The organism is Kitasatospora sp. NPDC058184 (genome assembly GCF_042883725.1).
Taxonomy (GTDB): domain Bacteria; phylum Actinomycetota; class Actinomycetes; order Streptomycetales; family Streptomycetaceae; genus Kitasatospora.
This window is the reverse complement of record NZ_JBHVVE010000004.1, coordinates 267,567-284,469: the sequence shown is the minus strand read 5'-3', so window position 1 is coordinate 284,469 and position 16,903 is coordinate 267,567. Positions and strand designations below refer to the sequence as shown.

Sequence of the window (16,903 nt, the reverse complement as noted above, 5' to 3'; positions counted from 1 at the left end):
GGCCACTCCTGCCGGGCGCCGTCGTTTTCCCCGCCCGGGTAATAGGCTGGAGGCAGTCAGCCCGTTACCGACCCCCCTGGAAGGACCCCTGTGGAGCTCGCCGCCTACGCCGATCTCGCCGTCCGGCTGGTGAACACCGAGGAGCCCGAGCGCGGCACCGACTCGCTGACCTCCGTGGAGGCGGTGCGCGGTCTCTTCTCCGACTCCTCGCGGGCCCGCTCGCTCGCCGACGAGTCCGACGTGCCCCGGCTGCGGGCGGTGCGGACCCGGCTGCGCGGGGTCTTCGAGGCCGCCGCCGGCGGGGACGAGATCCGCGGCGTCGACCTGCTGAACAGCCTGCTGATGGAGTACCCGGTCAGCCCGCTGATCTCCGGGCACGACTACCTGGACGACGCCGGGCGGCCGCGCTGGCACCTGCACCTGGCCGACAACTCCCCCACCGCCACCGCCCACTTCAGCGCGGTCGCCTGCATGGGCCTGGCCGTCCACCTCACCGAGCTGGGCGCCGACCGGCTCGGCATCTGCCAGGCCGCGCCCTGCCGCAACGCCTACCTGGACACCTCGACCAACCGCTCCCGCCGCTACTGCTCGGACCGCTGCGCGACCCGCGCCAACGTGGCCGCCTACCGGGCCCGCAAGCGCCTGGAGGCGGAGGCGGCGGCCCGGGCGTAGCGGCCCGCTAGACCTCCTCGACCCAGGCGCCGAGCCGGCGGGCCAGGCCCGGCACCCGGGCCAGCCGCGGGGTGAGCAGCAGCCGCTCCAGCCGGCGCCCCGGCGCCAGCCAGACCGGGCTCGGGCGCAGCCGCAGCAGCACCCGGCCGAGCACCAGCTCGTCCGGGACGGCGCCGTAGCTGCGGCTGTCGCTGTCCACCGGGCGGTTGTCGGAGAGCAGCCACCAGCCCGTGGCCCGGCGCTCGGCGGCCCGCTTCACCACCAGCAGGTCCTGCTGGAAGGGGTGCCGGAAGACCACCACCGCGCCGGGCCGGATCGGCGCGCCGTAGCGGACCAGCAGCCGGTCGCCCTCGCGCAGGGTCGGGACCATCGACGGCCCCGCCACGTCGACCAGCCCGAACGGCAGCGCGCCGCCCGGGCCGCGCTCCCCCGCCCCGGCGCCCTCCGCTCGCGTGCTCCGCGCCACGACTCCTCCTCCCGCCCCCGCTCGCGCCCCCAGTCTGCCGTACGGACCGCCGTCCGTCCGATGTCCGGATTGCGCCGGTTCCCGGTCCGTCTTTCGCCCTAGGCCCACCGCCCGATCGCGAAACCGGGAGGGCGGAAGGGTAATCTCGGGCGCGGGAAGACGATCTAAGGAAGGACTCCCATGTTCTCTCGTCTGTTTGCACCGCGCGCCACCGTCCACGCCCACTGCGACCTGCCCTGCGGCGTCTACGACCCCGCGCAGGCCAAGCTGGAGGCCGAGTCGGTCAAGGCCACCCAGGAGAAGTACCAGGCCAACGAGGACCCGCACTTCCGCGCCCGCGCCGTCATCATCAAGGAGCAGCGCGCCGAGGCCGTCAAGCACCACATCTCGGTGCTGTGGAGCGACTACTTCAAGGCCCCGCACTTCGAGAAGTACCCGCAGCTGCACCAGCTGATCAACGACACCCTGAAGGCCGCCTCGGCCGCCAAGGCGTCCACGGACCCGGCCACCGGCCAGGCCCTGCTCGACCTGATCGCCCAGGTCGACAAAATCTTCTGGGAGACCAAGCAGGCCTGAGCCTGACGCGTCGCCACCCGACCGCCCCCGTCCGCACCGCCGGACGGGGGCGGTCGTGCGTTCACGTCCGACCCGGCTCGGTAAGGGTTGCCTGCCCTGAGTGGCTGTTATGCTGCCAGGGCGTCCGAGGGGGAAGTCCGGTGCGAATCCGGCGCTGACCCGCAACGGTGAGCACGGCCCGTACCCGCCCGTACGGCCGCGCCAGCCCGATCGCCCTCGGCCGCCGACCTCCCGACAACTCGCCGCGGACTGCGAGGGGAACGGCGCCCCGGCACGCCCCCGGCCCGCGCCCGCCCCGGCGCGCTCCCGGCCCGAGGCAAGGCGCACCCGTGAACCGCGCACCCGTCAACCGTGCAGTCGGCCCGCCCGCTCGCCGAATACCCGTCGTCCCGCTCGCCGCCGGACTCGCCGCCGCCCTGCTGCTCTCCCTGGTCTGCGGGGTCGCCCTCGGCTCCTCCGGGCTCGGCCTGCCCCGGGTGCTGCGGCTCCTGGGCGCCGGGCTGACGGGCGGCCGGCTGGACGCGGACGAGGCGGCCGCGTACGCGATCGTCTGGGAGATCCGGCTGCCGCGCACCGTGCTGGCCGCCGTGGTCGGCGCCGGGCTGGCCGCCTGCGGGGTCGCCGTCCAGGCCCTGGTGCGCAACGCGCTGGCGGACCCCTTCGTGCTCGGCATCTCCTCCGGCGCGGCCGTCGGCGCCAACGCCGTGATGCTGTTCGGCGCCTTCGCCTCGCTCGGGGTGTGGGCGATCTCCGCCTCCGCCTTCGGCTCCGCGCTGGCCGCCATGACCCTGGTCTACGTCGCGGCCCGCACCGCGTACGGGCTCACCCCGCTGCGGCTGGTGCTCACCGGCACCGCGCTGTCCTACGGCTTCTCCGCCGCCACCACCCTGATGGTCTTCGCCGCCGACCGCGGCGAGGCCGCCCGGGACGTCATGATGTGGCTGCTCGGCAGCCTCGGCGGCGCCACCTGGGGCAAGGTGCCGATCGCCGCCGTCACCGTGCTGGCCGGGCTCGCCTACCTGGCCTGCACCGCCGGGCGGCTGGACGCGCTCGCGATGGGCGACGAGACCTCCGCCTCGCTCGGCGTGGACCCGGACCGGCTGCGCCGCGAGCTGTTCGTGGTGACCGCCGCCGTCACCGGCACCGTGGTCGCGGTCAGCGGAGCGATCGGCTTCGTCGGGCTGCTGATGCCGCACCTGGCGCGGATGCTGGTCGGCGCCGGGCACCGCCGGGTGCTGGTGGTCGCGCCGCTCGCCGGGGCGCTGCTGCTGGTCTGGGTGGACATCGCCTCGCGCACCCTGCTGGCGCCCGCCGAACTGCCCGTCGGGGTGTTCACCGCGGTGCTCGGCGTGCCCGCCTTCCTGGTGATGATGCGCCGCCGCGGCCAGGCCTTCGGAGGTGCCCGGTGACCGCGACGACCGACCCGACCCCGGTGCACGCCCAGGACCTCGCCGTCGACGGCGTCTCGGTGGAGCTGGCCGGCACCCGGCTGGTCCACGAGGTGAGCCTGGCGGCCGCCGCCGGACAGGTGGTCGGCCTGATCGGCCCCAACGGCAGCGGCAAGTCGACCCTGCTGCGCTGCGTCTACCGGGTGCTGAAGCCGGCCGGCGGCGTGGTCCGGCTGGCCGGCGACGACCTGCACGCCCTCACCGCCCGCGAGAGCGCCCGCCGGGTGGCCGCGCTGACCCAGGAGCACTCCGCCGAGTTCGACTTCACCGTCGCCGAGGTGGTCGCCATGGGCCGGCTGCCGCACCGCCGCGGCTTCGGCGCCCAAGTCGACGGGGACGAGCGGCGCTGCGCCGAGGCGCTGCGCAAGGTCCGGGCCGGGCACCTCGCCGAGCGGGGCTTCCTGAGCCTGTCCGGGGGCGAGAAGCAGCGGGTGCTGTTCGCCCGCGCGCTGGTCCAGGAACCGCGCCTGCTGGTGCTCGACGAACCCACCAACCACCTCGACATCGCGCACCAGTTGGAGGTGCTGGCGCTCGCCCGCGAGGCCGGTCCGACGGTGCTCACCGCGCTGCACGACCTCAACCTGGCGGCGGGCCACTGCGACCTGCTGTACGTCCTGCGGGACGGCCGGATCGTCGCCTCCGGGCCGCCCGACGAGGTGCTCCGACCCGCCCTGCTGGCCGAGGTGTTCGGCGTCCGGGGCACCCCGGTGCGCCACCCGGAGACCGGCGCCCTCCAGCTGCTCTTCGACCGCCTCCCCTGACCCCCAAGGAACTCCCGTGCGCACCAAGGCCGTTGCCGCCACCGCCCTGCTCGCCCTCGGACTCGTCGGCTGCGGCGCCGAGATCGCCCCGAAGGAGGCCGCCACCGCCTCCGCCCACTACCCCGTGACGGTGGACAACTGCGGGGAGAAGCTCACCTTCGCGCAGAAGCCCGCCCGGGTGGTGACCAACGACGTCAACATCACCGAACTGATGCTCTCGCTCGGCCTCGCCGACCGGATGGCCGGCTACGTGATGCCCGACGACAAGGGGAAGATCGACCAGGTCGCCTGGAAGGACGGCTACCAGCAGACCACCTGGCTCTCCAAGAAGATCCTCACCAAGGAGATCGCGCTGGACGCCAAGGCCGACCTGGTCTTCGCCGGCTGGCACTACGGCTTCGACGAGGGCAGCGGCGTCACCCCGCAGGCCTTCAAGGCGCTCGGCGTCGACTCGTACGTGCTCAGCGAGTCCTGCCGCAGCGGCAAGGGCACCGAGCGCGGCGTGATGGACCCGCTGGAGGCGCTCTACACCGACCTGGCCAACCTCGGCGAGATCTTCGACGTCAAGGACCGCTCCGACCAGCTGATCGCGGACTTCAAGGCGCGGATCGCCGCCGTCCCGCAGCCCGAGCGCCGCCCCTCCGTCTTCCTGTACGACAGCGGGCAGGACAAGCCGTACACCGCCGGGAAGTTCGCCGCCGCCAACGAGATCATCGCCAAGGCCGGCGGGACCAACATCATGGGCGACCTCGCCGACAGCTGGGTCACGGCCGGCTGGGAGAGCGTGGTGCAGCGCGACCCCGAGGTGATCGTGATCAACGACTACGCGACGCCGAAGGCCGAGGAGAAGCGGAAGTTCCTGACGTCCTTCCCGCCGCTGGCCGACGTCGCCGCGGTCAGGAACGGCCGGATCTTCGTCATGGACTACGTCGACCTGGTGGAGAGCCCGCGCAACCCGGCCGCGATCAGCGCGCTGGCCGCCTACCTGCGCACCGTGCCGGCCCCCTGACCGGCCCGGATCCCGCTCCTCCGGGTCCGGGCGGCCGCGGGCGTACGCTCAAGGTACGAGCCGACGGAACCCGACCGGAGGAGCGAGATCATGACCACCACGACGGCCCCCGCCGCCTTCGACACCCGCGCACTGCGCGAGGGCATCGAGCGCCGCGACGCCGAGGCCCTCCTGGCGCTCTACGCGGAGGACGCCGAACTGCGCATGGTCGACCGCAAGACCCAGCCCAGCCACCCCCTGGTGATGCACGGGCGGGAGGAGATCGGCGCCATGCTGGACGACGTCTACGGCCGCGAGATGACCCACACACTGGAACAGGTGGTCGTCCAGGGCGACCACGTCGCCTTCCTGGAGTCCTGCCGGTACCCGGACGGCGTCCGGGTGCTGATGTCCTCGATGGCCGGTCTGCGGGACGGCCGGATCATCGACCAGACCTCCCTCCAGGCCTGGGACGAGACCGGTCCCGAGCAGTAGGCTCACGGACATGATCCGCACCGCCGTCGCCACCGACGTCCCCGTCGTCCACGCCATGATCCGCGAACTCGCGGAGTACGAGAAGGCCCTGCACGAGGCGAAGGCCACCGAGGAGCAGCTGCACGAGGCCCTGTTCGGCGAGAACCCGGCCCTGTTCGGGCTGATCGCCGAGGACGACGCCACCGGTGAACCGGTCGGCTTCGCGGTCTGGTTCCGCAACTTCTCGACCTGGCGCGGCACCCACGGGATCTACCTGGAGGACCTGTACGTCCGCCCGGAGGCGCGCGGCGGCGGCCACGGCAAGGCGCTGCTGCTGGAACTCGCCCGGATCGCCGTCGAGCGCGGCTACTCCCGGGTCGAGTGGTCGGTCCTGGACTGGAACCAGCCCTCGATCGACTTCTACAAGTCGATCGGCGCGGTGCCGATGGACGAGTGGACGGTGTACCGGCTCTCCGACGGGGCGCTGGCCGCCGCCGGGCAGCGCTGAACGGCTCCCGGGAGTCCGGGGAAAGGGTCTGCCACCCTGCGTCGCAATGCCTTACCATGAGTAACTCCCGAACCGGGGTGCGGAAGGCAGAGCGATGGCGGATCCGCGGCGCCGGGCCCCCTTCGGGGGTAGCAAGCGGTAACAAGCGGGGTACCAAGAAAGCACAGCGCGCCACCCAGGAGGCAAGGGTGTCCCAGATCGACGGCGATCTCGGCGTTCAGGACTTCGTGGAGGTCCGGCTGCCCGCAGCCGGGGCCTACCTCTCCGTCCTGCGAACAGCGACGGCCGGGTTGGCGGCCCGGTTGGACTTCACGCTCGACGAGATCGAGGACCTGCGGATCGCGGTCGACGAGGCCTGCGCCATCCTGCTCCAGCAGGCGGTGCCCGGCTCCGTACTGTCCTGCGAGTTCCGGCTGGTCGGCGACTCGTTGAAGGTCACCGTCTCCGCCCCGACCACCGACGGCAAGGCTCCCGAACGGGACACCTTCGCCTGGACGGTGCTCTCCGCCCTGGCCGGCGAGGTCGACTCCTCGGTCGCCGAGGACAGGACCGTGACGATCAGCCTGCACAAGAAGCGCGGCGGGTCCCCCTCCCACTAGTCGGGCGCCGGACCGCACCGCACGACCGAGCAGCACCGAGCAGCACCCGCGCAAGGGCCGTCCGCCGCTCCCCCGCTCAGGGGACCGACGGACGGCTCCCGGTACCGCCACCCACGCGGTACGACCAACGAGACGATTCCGGGGCCACCGGCCCCGGTGCTCCCGGAACGGAACGGGGGAATGGCCGTGAGTGATCTGGACCGTACCGGCCTCGCGACGGCGGGACCTGCCGTACCGACCCAGGCGAGCGTTCCCGGCCTCGCCGCCAACGACGAAGCGCACCCGAAGGACGCCCAGCGGATGAGCCACCCCACCGAGCCGACGTCCGAGCCGACGCCTGCCTCCGCGCCCCCGCCGGACCCGGTGGACGAGACGGCCCCGGCCGTCGGGACGGAACCGGCGGTCGAGGCCGACCCCGCGGTCGAGGCCGAGTCGACGGCCGAGGTCGAGCCGCACGTCGCCCTGCCCGCCCAGGGCTCGCACCGCACCGGCGCCCCGGACCGGGAGGCCGCCCGCGCGCTGTTCGTCCGGCTGTCCGCACTGCCCGAGGGCTCCCCGGAGCGGGTCGAGCTGCGCAACCAGCTGGTGCGGATGCACATCCCGCTGGTCGAGCACCTGGCCCGGCGCTTCCGCAACCGGGGCGAGCCGCTGGACGACCTGACCCAGGTCGCCACCATCGGCCTGATCAAGTCGGTGGACCGCTTCGACCACGAGCGCGGGGTCGAGTTCTCCACCTACGCGACGCCGACCATCGTCGGGGAGATCAAGCGGCACTTCCGCGACAAGGGCTGGGCGGTGCGCGTCCCGCGCCGCCTCCAGGAGCTGCGGCTGTCGCTCACCACGGCGACCAGCGAGCTCTCCCAGCGGCACGGCCGCTCCCCCACGGTGCACGAGCTGGCCGAGCACCTGGGGATCTCCGAGGAGGACGTCCTGGAGGGCCTGGAGTCCGCCAACGCGTACTCCACGCTGTCCCTGGACGTGCCGGACAGCGACGACGAGTCGCCGGCCGTCGCGGACACCCTGGGCGCGACCGACGAGGCGCTGGAGGGCGTCGAGTACCGCGAGTCGCTCAAGCCGCTGCTGGCCCAACTGCCGCCCCGGGAGCAGAAGATCCTGGTGCTGCGGTTCTTCCGGAACATGACCCAGTCGCAGATCGCCGCCGAGGTGGGGATCTCCCAGATGCACGTGTCCCGGCTGCTCGCCCGGACGTTGGCCCAGCTGCGGGAGAAGCTCCTGGTGGAGGAGTAGGACTGACGCTCCTTCAGCCTCCCGGCTTGAGGCTCCCCGGCTTCAAGCCGCCGGCTTCAGGCTCCCGGCTTCAGGCTCCCGGCGGCCCTGTACCCCTAGTCCTCGGACGGGGCGTACAGGGCCGCCGTCGACTTCGGGTTCAGCAGGCAGCCGATGCCCACCAGGCCGAGCGCGCCGACCAGCACGCCGACCGCGATCATCGCGCCGCCGCTCTCGGCCATGTAGTAGCCGACCGGCAGGCAGATCGAGTTGGTCAGCACCGCCGGACTGCGGCCCCAGCGGCGCTCCTTGAGCAGGGCGCGGGCGGCCAGCACCGGCAGCACCCCGAGCAGCACGATGACCGCTCCGCCGAACTCGTTCAGGGCCAGCTGCTTGGACTGGCCGGACAGCGCGGCCACCATGTCCCAGACGCCGACGACGGCCAGCGCGGCGCCCGCCAGGGCCGTGATGGCGGCGCCCAGGGTCAGGGAGGCCGGGCGGCCGGATCCGGCCGAGGGTACGGGTGCGGAGGTTTCTGCGGTCACTCCAGCAGGGTAGCCGCCGGTTGCTCCGTACCGACCCGTAGGCTTTCCCCATGCGCGCTCTCCTGGTCGTGAACCACAAGGCCACCACCACCAGTGGCCGGACCAGGGACGTCCTGATCCACGCCCTGCGCAGCGATCTCAAGCTGGAGGTCGCCGAGACCCGCTACCGGGGCCACGCGCGCGACCTGGCCCGCGAGGCGGCGGAGGACGGCACGGTCGACCTGGTGGTGGCGCTGGGCGGGGACGGCACCGTCAACGAGGTGGTGAACGGGCTGCTGGCGCACGGCCCGGGCGAGAAGGTCCCGCGACTGGCCGTGGTGCCGGGCGGTTCGACCAATGTGTTCGCCCGCGCGCTGGGCCTGCCCAACGACCCGGTGGAGGCCACCGGCGCCCTGCTGGACGCGCTGGAGCACGGCCGGGAGCGGCCGATCGGGCTGGGCAAGGCGATGACCGACGGGCTGCCGGACCGCTGGTTCACCTTCACCGCCGGCCTCGGCTTCGACGCCGGGGTGGTCGGGCGGGTCGAGGAGCAGCGCCGGGCCGGGCGCAAGTCCACCCACGCCCTGTACGTCGGCCAGGCCCTGCGGCACTACTTCACCCAGCGTGAGCAGCGCCGTTCCGGCCCCGTCTCCCTGGAGCTGCCTGGCCACGAACGGGTTCCGGGCCTGGTGCTGTCGATAGTCAGCAACACCTCTCCCTGGACGTTCCTCGGCAACCGTCCGGTCTACCCCTCACCGCTCGCCTCCTTCGACACGGACCTGGACGTCTTCGGCATCACCCGGATGACGGCGTTCGGCACCGCTCGAACGGTCCGTCAGATCCTGCGGTCGTACACGACTTCGAGTGACGGCGCCCCTCCCAGCGGCCCCTCCGGGAAGCACGTCGTCTCCTATCACGACGTCAGACACTTCACCTTGGTTTCGGAGGAACCGGCCCCGTTCCAGGTCGACGGGGACCATCTTGGAGACAGGAGTCGCGTCAGTTTCACAGGCGTACGGCGGGCACTGCGTGTGATTGTGTGACTGGAAGGGGGGTTCCTCCTTCTTCTCGAACGCACAAGCCCCCTTCACTCCATAGAAGTACTGGCTGTGAGCTAGGCGACACCGAAGAATCCAAAATTCCTCCCCGAAGGGGGTTGTATCCGAGCCCGAGGTTTGCGAACCTCTACATGGCGATCGGGACACATCGCAGCGACGGCAACTCCGGAACCACAGGAGCGCCGACCGCGGGGTGTCCCTCGAATCGCCGAATCCCCCCCAGCACAGACCACCCGGGCCCGACGGGCCTTTGGTCTCTTTTGCTGTTGCGGGATTCGTGAAAGCGTTCACATTCACAAGCCATTCGATTATGCCGATCGGGCCACCCCCCGCGGCAGGAGGAGTTGGACGACCATGGACTGGCGCCACCGCGCTGTCTGCCGCGAAGAGGACCCCGAGCTGTTCTTCCCGATCGGGAACACCGGTCCTGCTCTGCTGCAGATCGAGGAAGCCAAGGCCGTGTGCCGCCGCTGTCCGGTGATGGAGCAGTGCCTCCAGTGGGCGCTCGAGACCGGTCAGGACGCCGGCGTCTGGGGCGGCATGAGCGAGGACGAGCGCCGCGCGATGAAGCGCCGTGCAGCCCGCAACCGCGCCCGCACCGCCTGATCACCCGGCGATCACACGCCGTAGTACCAGCAGTGACCGCAGTACCGATCGACACATGATCAAAGGCTTCCCTGCACCTCCTGGTGAAGCCTTCCGCACCAAGGACCTCGCCCAGCCAGGTCCCGCGACACCGGACCCGCCCAAGCACTTGATACTGTTCACTTAGAGCAATATCGTGGAGCTGTGGCGCTCACCGTGTGCAACGCACCGGCGAGGTGTCGCACCACCCAGAGCCCCCGCTCCGGCCGACTCCCCCCGACGGCCGGAACGGGTTGAGAGGCCCTGTCGACCCACCCCCCCCGGTCGACAGGGCCTCGTTTCTGTTTCCGCAACCCGTTCCGCACCCCGGCGTGTGGGTGCGCGCACCCGGCGCTTCCGCCGGACGCACGCCCCCTCCACGCACCTGTGCGCATCCCCGCGCAACGGTTTCCCCGCGGCCGCGACCGCGGCGGACCGGGATCTCAGCGGACGGGGATCTCCAGGATCACCTTCGTACCGCCGTTCGGGCCGGCCACCATGTCGAAGGTGCCGCCCAGTTCGCCGGTGGCCAGCGTCCGGACGATCTGCAGCCCGAGGTTGCCCGCCGTCTTCGGGTCGAAGCCCTCCGGCATGCCGCGGCCGTCGTCCTGCACCGTGATCAGCAGGTACTCCTCCGGCCGGGCGCCGCCGTTCCAGGTGTCCGACCAGCCCTTGCCGGTCGCCGGGGCCCGCCCGCGCAGCGCGCTGACCTCCAGGTTCCCGGAGGCGGTCGGACCGAACGCGTGCTCCAGGGCGTTCTGGAGCAGTTCGGTCAGCACCATCGACAGCGGGGTGGCCACCTCTGCGGAGAGGATCCCGAAGCTGCCGGTGCGGCGGGTCGCCACCCGGCCGTCCTGGGTCAGCTCCATCGCCATCGCCAGCACCCGGTCGGCGATCTCGTCGAAGGCCACCTGCTCGTCCAGCGCCTGGGAGAGCGTCTCGTGCACGATCGCGATCGAGCCGACCCGGCGCACCGCCTCGTCCAGCGCGGCCCGGGCGGACTCCGACTCCATCCGGCGGGACTGCAGCCGCAGCAGGGCCGCGACGGTCTGCAGGTTGTTCTTCACCCGGTGGTGGATCTCCCGGATGGTGGCGTCCTTGGTCATCAACTCGCGGTCGCGGCGGCGCAGCTCGGTCACGTCCCGGCAGAGCACCAGCGAACCGGTCAGGGTGCCCTTGGGCTTGAGCGGGATCGCCCGCAGGGTCACCACTCCCCCCTGCGCCTCCACCTCGGTCTGCCGGGGTGCCCAGCCGCTCGCCAGCTTCACCAGCGCCTCGTGGACGGCCGAGCGGGACGGCGGGGCGAGGTCGGCGGTGGCCCGGCCGAGGTGGCTGCCGACCAGGTCGGTGGTGAGGCCGAGGCGGTGGTACGCGGAGAGGGCGTTGGGGCTGGCGTAGGTGACCACGCCGTCCGCGTCCAGCCGGATCAGGCCGTCGCCGACCCGGGGGGCCGCGTCCATGTCGGCCTGCTCGACGCCGGGGAAGGGGAAGGAGCCGGCCGCGATCATCTGGGCCAGGTCGGAGGCGCTCTGCAGGTAGGTGAGCTCCAGCCGGCTGGGGGTGCGGACGGTCAGCAGGTTGGTGTTGCGGGCGATCACGCCCAGCACCTTGCCCTCGCGCCGGACCGGGATCGACTCGACCCGGACCGGGACCTCCTCGCGCCACTCCGGGTCGCCCTCGCGCACGATCCGGCCCTCGTCGAAGGCGGCGTCCAGCAGCGGGCGGCGGCCGCGCGGGACGAGGTGGCCGACCATGTCGTCCTGGTAGGAGGTGGGCCCGGTGTTGGGCCGCATCTGCGCCACCGAGACGTAGCGGATGCCGTCCCAGGTGGGGATCCACAGCACCAGGTCGGCGAAGGAGAGGTCGGAGAGCAGCTGCCACTCCGAGACCAGGTGGTGGAGCCATTCCACATCGGCCCCGGTGAGGGTGGTGTGGCGGCGGACGAGTTCGTTCAGCGAGGGCACATGGCGAGGGTAGCGCCGCCGGTCCGGGCGGGGCGCGCCAGGCCTCCCGCCGGGTCCGGACACCCCCTGAGTTGTTTAGACCAATTTTCCGGGAGGCCTGGACAACCGAGATTGGTCTAGTCCACAATGGAAGGGCACCAAGGAGAGGTCCCCGCGCAACTGCCCTGACCGCGCGCGGCCCCTCCTCGGTCGGACGCCGCAGATCGAGGACCCCGCACAGTTCTCGATCCCATCTGGCGCCCGACGACAGCTCCGGGCTGCGGTGCCGCATGGGTTGAGGGTCCCGTGTCGGCGCCGTGGCCCGTAGTGTTTTCCACCCCCGGAACCATGTCTCCGCCGCTCAACGAGCCGGCCCCGGTCCACAATCCGTGGACCGGGGCCGGCTCGCGTGCGGGACGGGCTACCGCGTCTCGGTGACCTTGGCCAGGGCGCGCGGGGCGTCCGGGTCCTGGCCGCGGGCGATGGTGACCTCGTAGGCCAGCAGCTGCAGCGGCAGGATCTCCAGGATCGGCTGCACCTCCTCGGGCACGCCGGCCGGCAGCGCGAAGCCGGCCGAGGCGGCGTCCACCTGCGCCTGCTGGCCGACCACCACCAGGTCCGCGCCGCGCCCGCGCAGCCGGTCCAGCACCGGCTGGAGGGCCTCGCCACCCTTGCCGTCCGGGACGATCGCGATGACCGGCGAGACGTTGTCCACCATCGCCAGCGGGCCGTGCAGCAGGTCGGCGCCGGAGAACGGGGTGGCCGGGATGTAGGTGGTCTCCATCAGCTTGAGCGCCGCCTCGCGGGCGGTCGGGTAGCCGTAGCCGCGCGAGGTGATCACCAGGCGCTGGGCGAAGCGGTAGCGCTCCGCCAGCGCCTTCACCTCGGCCCGGCGGGACAGCACCCCGGCGGCCAGGCCCGGCAGCTCCTTGGCGGCCGCTCCGTCGCCCCCGCGCAGGCCCTCGACCAGCAGGTAGAGCGCCAGCAGCTCGGCGGTGTACGTCTTGGTGGCCGGCAGCGCCTTCTCCGGGCCGGCCAGCACGTCGATGTGGAACTCGGAGACCTCGGCGAGCGGCGAGGCGGCGTTGTTGGTCACCGCGAGCGTGACGGCCCCGGCCTCGCGGGCGGCCTTGGTGGAGGCCACCAGGTCGGGCGAGCCGCCGGACTGGCTGACGGTGACGACCAGGACGTCGGTGAGGTCCGGCTTGGCGCCGTACGCGGTGGTGGTGGACATCGAGGTCAGGCCGGCCGGCTTGCCGAGCAGGATCTCGATCAGGTACTTGGCGTACAGCGCGGCGTTGTCGGACGTGCCGCGCGCGGTGAGCAGGACGAAGCGCGGGCGGCGGGCGGCGATCTGTGCGGCGACCTCGCGGATCTTCGGGGCACCCTCGTCGAGGATGCGCTGGAGGACGGCCGGCTGCTCGGCCATCTCCGCCGCCATGATCCGGCCGGGGACGGGAACGGTCTGCGGGTCGGACATCTGGGTCTGCCTCCGGTGAGACGGTTCGACCCCGCTCGGGCGGCTGCCCGGCGGGGACCTCCAGGCGGCGAGTCCGCACACTCGCTGCGGTCCTTCGTCCCACGATCCTACGGGCGCGCCCGCCGCCGGGCACCTCCGTCCGCACACCCGCGCGCCCCGCGCGCACGCCCACCCGCGCACCCCTCCGCACACCCCTCCGCACACCCCTCCGGACGCCCTTCCGACGACGGGACGGGCATCCGGAGACGGGCGCGACGGGAGGTCAGGACGCCTTGTTGATCAGCTGGTCGATCGCGGCGTCGGCCTCCTTGGTGGCCTGGTCCACCGACTTGCCCTTGAGGATCGAGGTCAGCATGTCCGGGATGATCTTCTGCTTCTCGACCGCGCCCCAGCCGGGGGCCAGCGGGGTGAACCAGGCGTCCGGGACGGCGTTGGCCGCGGCGGCGGTGCTCGGCTTGCTCTTCAGCGGGTTCAGCTGGGTCAGGTTGTTCGGCAGGATGTCCTTGTCGGCCAGCGCCTGCTCGGACTTGGTGCTGGTGAACATCCGGATCCAGTCGGTGGCCAGCGCCACCTGCTGGGACTTGGCGGTGACGGCGAGGTCGGAGCCGCCGATGAAGGTCGGCAGCGGCTTGCCGTCCGGGCCGGGCATGGTGGCCACCTTGACGGCGTCCTTGAGGCTCGGGTCGCCGGTGACCGGCGCGGTGACGCTGGCCGCCTCGTAGCCGTTGCCGTAGAAGGACGCGGCGTGCCCGCGGGCCATCGACTCGAACTGGTTCTGCTCGTTCACCGCCAGGTCGCCCTTGTTGTACTTGCGCACCAGGTCGACGAAGTGGCTGATGCCCTGCTGGGACTTGGGGTCGTGCAGGGTGCCGTGCCAGTTGCCGGAGCCGTCGAACTTGGCGATGCCGCCGCCGTACGCGGCCACGTAGCTCATCGCGGCGTACCAGTACGGGCCGGGCAGGTAGAGCGGGGAGAAGGTCTTGTCGGCCTTGTTCCGGTCCGCGACCTTGTCCAGCGCGGCCAGCAGCTCCGCCTCGGTCTTCGGGAAGTCGGCGCTGCCGGTGGCCTGCTGGAAGGCGGTGGAGTTGTAGATGGCGACCCGGGAGCCGGCGTAGTAGGGCACGCACCAGAGCTTGTCCTGGTACGTACAGGTGTTGGCGAGCGCCTTGATCCAGCTGTCGGAGTTGTCGAAGGTGCCGCGGTCCACCGGGGCCAGCGCGCCGGAGAGCACGTACTTCATGGTCTCGGTGTTGCCCAGCTCGACCACGTCGGGGGCGCTGCCGTCGGCGATGGCCTTGTCGAGCTTGGCCAGCTTGTCGGCCCAACCCTGGTAGGCGAGCTTGAGGGTGACGTTCGGGTACTTCGCCGCGAACTCGTCGTTGACCCGCTGGACCAGGTCCGGCCAGTTCTTCTGGGCGTCGTCCATCAGCCAGACGGTGACGGTGCCACCGGCGGCCTTCGGGTCCGCGGAACCGGCCGCGCCGGCGTCGCCCGAGGGCTTCGCCGTCGAGGAACAGGCCGTCAGACCGACCGCCAGTGCCAGGGTCCCGAGCGTCGAGATGAGCTGACGCTTCTTCACGCCATCCTCCGAGGGGTGTAGAGCCGTTGTGCCCGCCGGCAGCGTGATTGGCGCCCGTGGCGGAGAGTCCGGACAGGGGGCGGCGAAGAGCTTGGGGGAGGGCCGATACCACATCCGGCGAGGTTGAATCTCGAACCGGATGACTGGACTCTGGCCTAGACCATAGGTGGTGTCAACGACCAAAAGCCTTCGTCGGGGCGGCCGTTGCAGAGCCGTTGTACCGCGTGGCCGCCAGTCGTCGTTCCGTCACCCTAAGTAGGTCTTAAGGTGGATTTAAGGCCTGCTTGAGGGAACACGGTCACTCGGTGGTCTCCCGGGTCGACGGCGGGGAAACAGAACGGGCCCGCCATGCGACATGCGCATGACGGGCCCGTTCACCGACGCCACCGGACAGCGCCGGTGACGTCGCGTCGATCGTGTCAGCCGACCGCTCCCGGCTGCCCGGTGAGGACCTCCACGGCCGCCAGTCCGCAGACCCGGGCGGCGCCGTGGGTGGCGATGTACAGCGCGCCGACCGGCTCCGACTGGGGCAGGCCCATCTCGACCACGGCGGCGTCCGGCCGGGCCGCCACCAGGCGGCGCAGCGCGGCGGACATCCACGCGTGCCGGTGCGCGTCCCGGACCACCAGCACCAGGCGGCGGCCCTCGGCGCCGGCCAGCAGCTCGCCGACCAGGGCGTCCAGCAGCTCCGGCGCGGCCTCGGCCGCCGACACCGCGCGGGTGCGGGTGCCGGGGAAGCGGTCCGCCAGCATGCCGGCCACGCCCCACGGGGTGACGTCGCCGACCGCGATGTTCGGCTCGTCCGAGAACGAGGCCACGTACGGGCGCTCGCTCACCGGCGGCACCACCTGGCCCGGCGCCCGGACCACCTTGAGCGCCCGGCGCGCGGCTCGCAGGCCGACCGCCAGGTCCGGCTCGACCCGCTCGCCCTGGGCCGCGATCCGGCCCCAGCTGCCCAGCGCCCGGACCCGCTCGGCGGCGTCCGCCAGCCGCTCCTCGGCGAGCAGGCCGGAGCGCACGCCCGCCACGATGGCGTCGCGCAGCATCAGCACGGTCTCCTCGTCGGCCAGCCCGCCGCCGACGCAGATCGCGTCCGCGCCGGCCGCCAGGGCCAGCACGGTGCCCTCGCCCATCCCGAAGGTGTCGGCGATGGCGCCCATCTCGATCGCGTCGCTGACGATCAGGCCCTGGTAGCCGAGGCCGCCGTCGGCCGGGGCCGCGCGCAGCAGGTCGCGCAGCACGGTCGGGCTCAGGGTGGCCGGCAGCTTCGGGTCCAGCGCCGGGATCATGATGTGGGCGGTCATCACGGCCTTGGTGCCGGCCGCGATCGCCGCCTGGAACGGGATCAGGTCGCGGGCCCGCAGCACGTCCAGGTCGACGTCGATGACCGGCAGGCCGTGGTGCGAGTCCACCGCGGTGTCGCCGTGGCCGGGGAAGTGCTTGGAGCAGGCGGCCACGCCGGCCGACTGCAGGCCCTCCACCCAGGCGGCGGTGTGCCGGGCGCACAGCTCGGGGTCGGCGCCGAAGGAGCGGACGCCGATGACCGGGTTGCGCGGGTTGGAGTTGACGTCCGCGGTGGGCGCCCAGTTGTAGTTGACGCCGGCCGCGGCCAGTGCCCGGCCCAGCTCGCGGGCGACGTCCCGGGTCAGCGCCGGGTCGTCGATCGCGCCGAGCGCGAGGTTGCCCGGCCAGGACGAGCCGGAGCCCGCCTCCAGCCGGGTGACGTCGCCGCTCTCCTCGTCGATGGCGATCAGGAGGTCGGGGTTCTCGGCGCGCAGCGCCCGGGTGAGCGCGGACAGCTGGTCGAGGTCGACCACGTTGCGGTCGAACAGCGCGACCGAGCCGAGGCCCGCGGCGAGGTGGCGGCGCAGCCACTCCGGCGGCTCGGTGCCGACGAAGCCGGGCTGGAGGACGGTCAGGGCGTCGCGGTGCAGCTGGTCGCTGTCCGGCACGGTGGGAACGAGGATGCTCACGTG

At 72.4% G+C, this 16,903-nt stretch carries 17 protein-coding genes and 1 riboswitch; of the genes, 11 read left to right on the top strand and 6 right to left on the bottom strand.

Annotated features, from left to right (window positions below):
* Nucleotides 1-90 precede the first annotated feature (90 nt).
* Entirely contained in the window at nt 91-672 is a 582-nt protein-coding gene (locus ACFVXH_RS09885; RefSeq protein ID WP_049649436.1) for a CGNR zinc finger domain-containing protein, read from the top strand.
* Nucleotides 673-679: 7 nt separating this feature from the next.
* Here ACFVXH_RS09885 and sodX read toward each other — a convergent pair whose 3' ends face one another.
* Nucleotides 680-1,042, bottom strand: coding sequence for a nickel-type superoxide dismutase maturation protease (sodX, locus tag ACFVXH_RS09880; RefSeq protein WP_082345175.1), 363 nt, complete (start codon nt 1,040-1,042; stop codon nt 680-682).
* 276 nt (nt 1,043-1,318) lie between these two features.
* Between sodX and sodN the strand changes: the two genes are divergently transcribed.
* The 8 genes from sodN to ACFVXH_RS09840 all read left to right on the top strand — a co-directional run bounded on the left by sodN (nt 1,319) and on the right by ACFVXH_RS09840 (nt 7,740).
* Nucleotides 1,319-1,714, top strand: a complete 396-nt coding sequence (gene sodN, locus ACFVXH_RS09875; RefSeq protein ID WP_049649434.1) for a superoxide dismutase, Ni — start codon at nt 1,319-1,321, stop codon at nt 1,712-1,714.
* Nucleotides 1,715-1,795: 81 nt separating this feature from the next.
* Nucleotides 1,796-1,921, top strand: a riboswitch (cobalamin riboswitch).
* A gap of 122 nt (nt 1,922-2,043) precedes the next feature.
* Entirely contained in the window at nt 2,044-3,123 is a 1,080-nt protein-coding gene (locus ACFVXH_RS09870) for an iron ABC transporter permease (protein ID WP_074001420.1), read from the top strand.
* Entirely contained in the window at nt 3,120-3,923 is an 804-nt protein-coding gene (locus ACFVXH_RS09865; RefSeq protein ID WP_234348192.1) for an ABC transporter ATP-binding protein, read from the top strand. Before ACFVXH_RS09870 ends, ACFVXH_RS09865 begins: the two co-directional genes overlap by 4 nt.
* Before the next feature lie 16 nt (nt 3,924-3,939).
* Entirely contained in the window at nt 3,940-4,932 is a 993-nt protein-coding gene (locus tag ACFVXH_RS09860) for an ABC transporter substrate-binding protein (protein WP_387821946.1), read from the top strand.
* A gap of 90 nt (nt 4,933-5,022) precedes the next feature.
* Nucleotides 5,023-5,406, top strand: coding sequence for a nuclear transport factor 2 family protein (locus ACFVXH_RS09855; protein ID WP_049649431.1), 384 nt, complete (start codon nt 5,023-5,025; stop codon nt 5,404-5,406).
* Between the two features lie 10 nt (nt 5,407-5,416).
* Nucleotides 5,417-5,893, top strand: coding sequence for a GNAT family N-acetyltransferase (locus tag ACFVXH_RS09850; RefSeq protein WP_049649430.1), 477 nt, complete (start codon nt 5,417-5,419; stop codon nt 5,891-5,893).
* A gap of 188 nt (nt 5,894-6,081) precedes the next feature.
* On the top strand, nt 6,082-6,492 hold the full coding sequence (locus ACFVXH_RS09845; RefSeq protein WP_049649429.1) for an anti-sigma regulatory factor: 411 nt from the start codon (nt 6,082-6,084) through the stop codon (nt 6,490-6,492).
* A 180-nt stretch (nt 6,493-6,672) separates the two neighbouring features.
* Nucleotides 6,673-7,740 carry an RNA polymerase sigma factor SigF gene (locus ACFVXH_RS09840; protein WP_117489497.1) on the top strand — a complete coding sequence of 356 codons (1,068 nt, stop codon included), beginning with the start codon at nt 6,673-6,675 and terminating at the stop codon, nt 7,738-7,740.
* A gap of 95 nt (nt 7,741-7,835) precedes the next feature.
* On the opposite strand, the gene ACFVXH_RS09835 is transcribed toward ACFVXH_RS09840, so the two are convergent.
* Entirely contained in the window at nt 7,836-8,264 is a 429-nt protein-coding gene (locus ACFVXH_RS09835) for a hypothetical protein (protein ID WP_049649428.1), read from the bottom strand.
* A 50-nt stretch (nt 8,265-8,314) separates the two neighbouring features.
* Between ACFVXH_RS09835 and ACFVXH_RS09830 the strand changes: the two genes are divergently transcribed.
* Nucleotides 8,315-9,286, top strand: coding sequence for a diacylglycerol kinase family protein (locus ACFVXH_RS09830; protein WP_074001417.1), 972 nt, complete (start codon nt 8,315-8,317; stop codon nt 9,284-9,286).
* A gap of 369 nt (nt 9,287-9,655) precedes the next feature.
* Nucleotides 9,656-9,907: a WhiB family transcriptional regulator gene (locus ACFVXH_RS09825; RefSeq protein WP_014138019.1), complete on the top strand. Its 252-nt coding sequence runs from the start codon at nt 9,656-9,658 to the stop codon at nt 9,905-9,907.
* 461 nt (nt 9,908-10,368) lie between these two features.
* Here ACFVXH_RS09825 and ACFVXH_RS09820 read toward each other — a convergent pair whose 3' ends face one another.
* The 4 genes from ACFVXH_RS09820 to ACFVXH_RS09805 all read right to left on the bottom strand — a co-directional run bounded on the left by ACFVXH_RS09820 (nt 10,369) and on the right by ACFVXH_RS09805 (nt 16,900).
* Nucleotides 10,369-11,889 (bottom strand): sensor histidine kinase, encoded by a 1,521-nt coding sequence (locus ACFVXH_RS09820; protein ID WP_181970676.1) that lies wholly within the window; start codon nt 11,887-11,889, stop codon nt 10,369-10,371.
* 400 nt (nt 11,890-12,289) lie between these two features.
* A complete protein-coding gene (locus ACFVXH_RS09815) occupies nt 12,290-13,348 on the bottom strand; it encodes an SIS domain-containing protein (RefSeq protein WP_049649426.1) in 1,059 nt (352 codons plus the stop codon).
* A gap of 262 nt (nt 13,349-13,610) precedes the next feature.
* Nucleotides 13,611-14,927, bottom strand: coding sequence for an extracellular solute-binding protein (locus ACFVXH_RS09810; RefSeq protein WP_259316730.1), 1,317 nt, complete (start codon nt 14,925-14,927; stop codon nt 13,611-13,613).
* Nucleotides 14,928-15,346: 419 nt separating this feature from the next.
* Nucleotides 15,347-16,900 (bottom strand): glycoside hydrolase family 3 protein, encoded by a 1,554-nt coding sequence (locus ACFVXH_RS09805; protein ID WP_049649424.1) that lies wholly within the window; start codon nt 16,898-16,900, stop codon nt 15,347-15,349.
* Nucleotides 16,901-16,903: the final 3 nt, after the last annotated feature.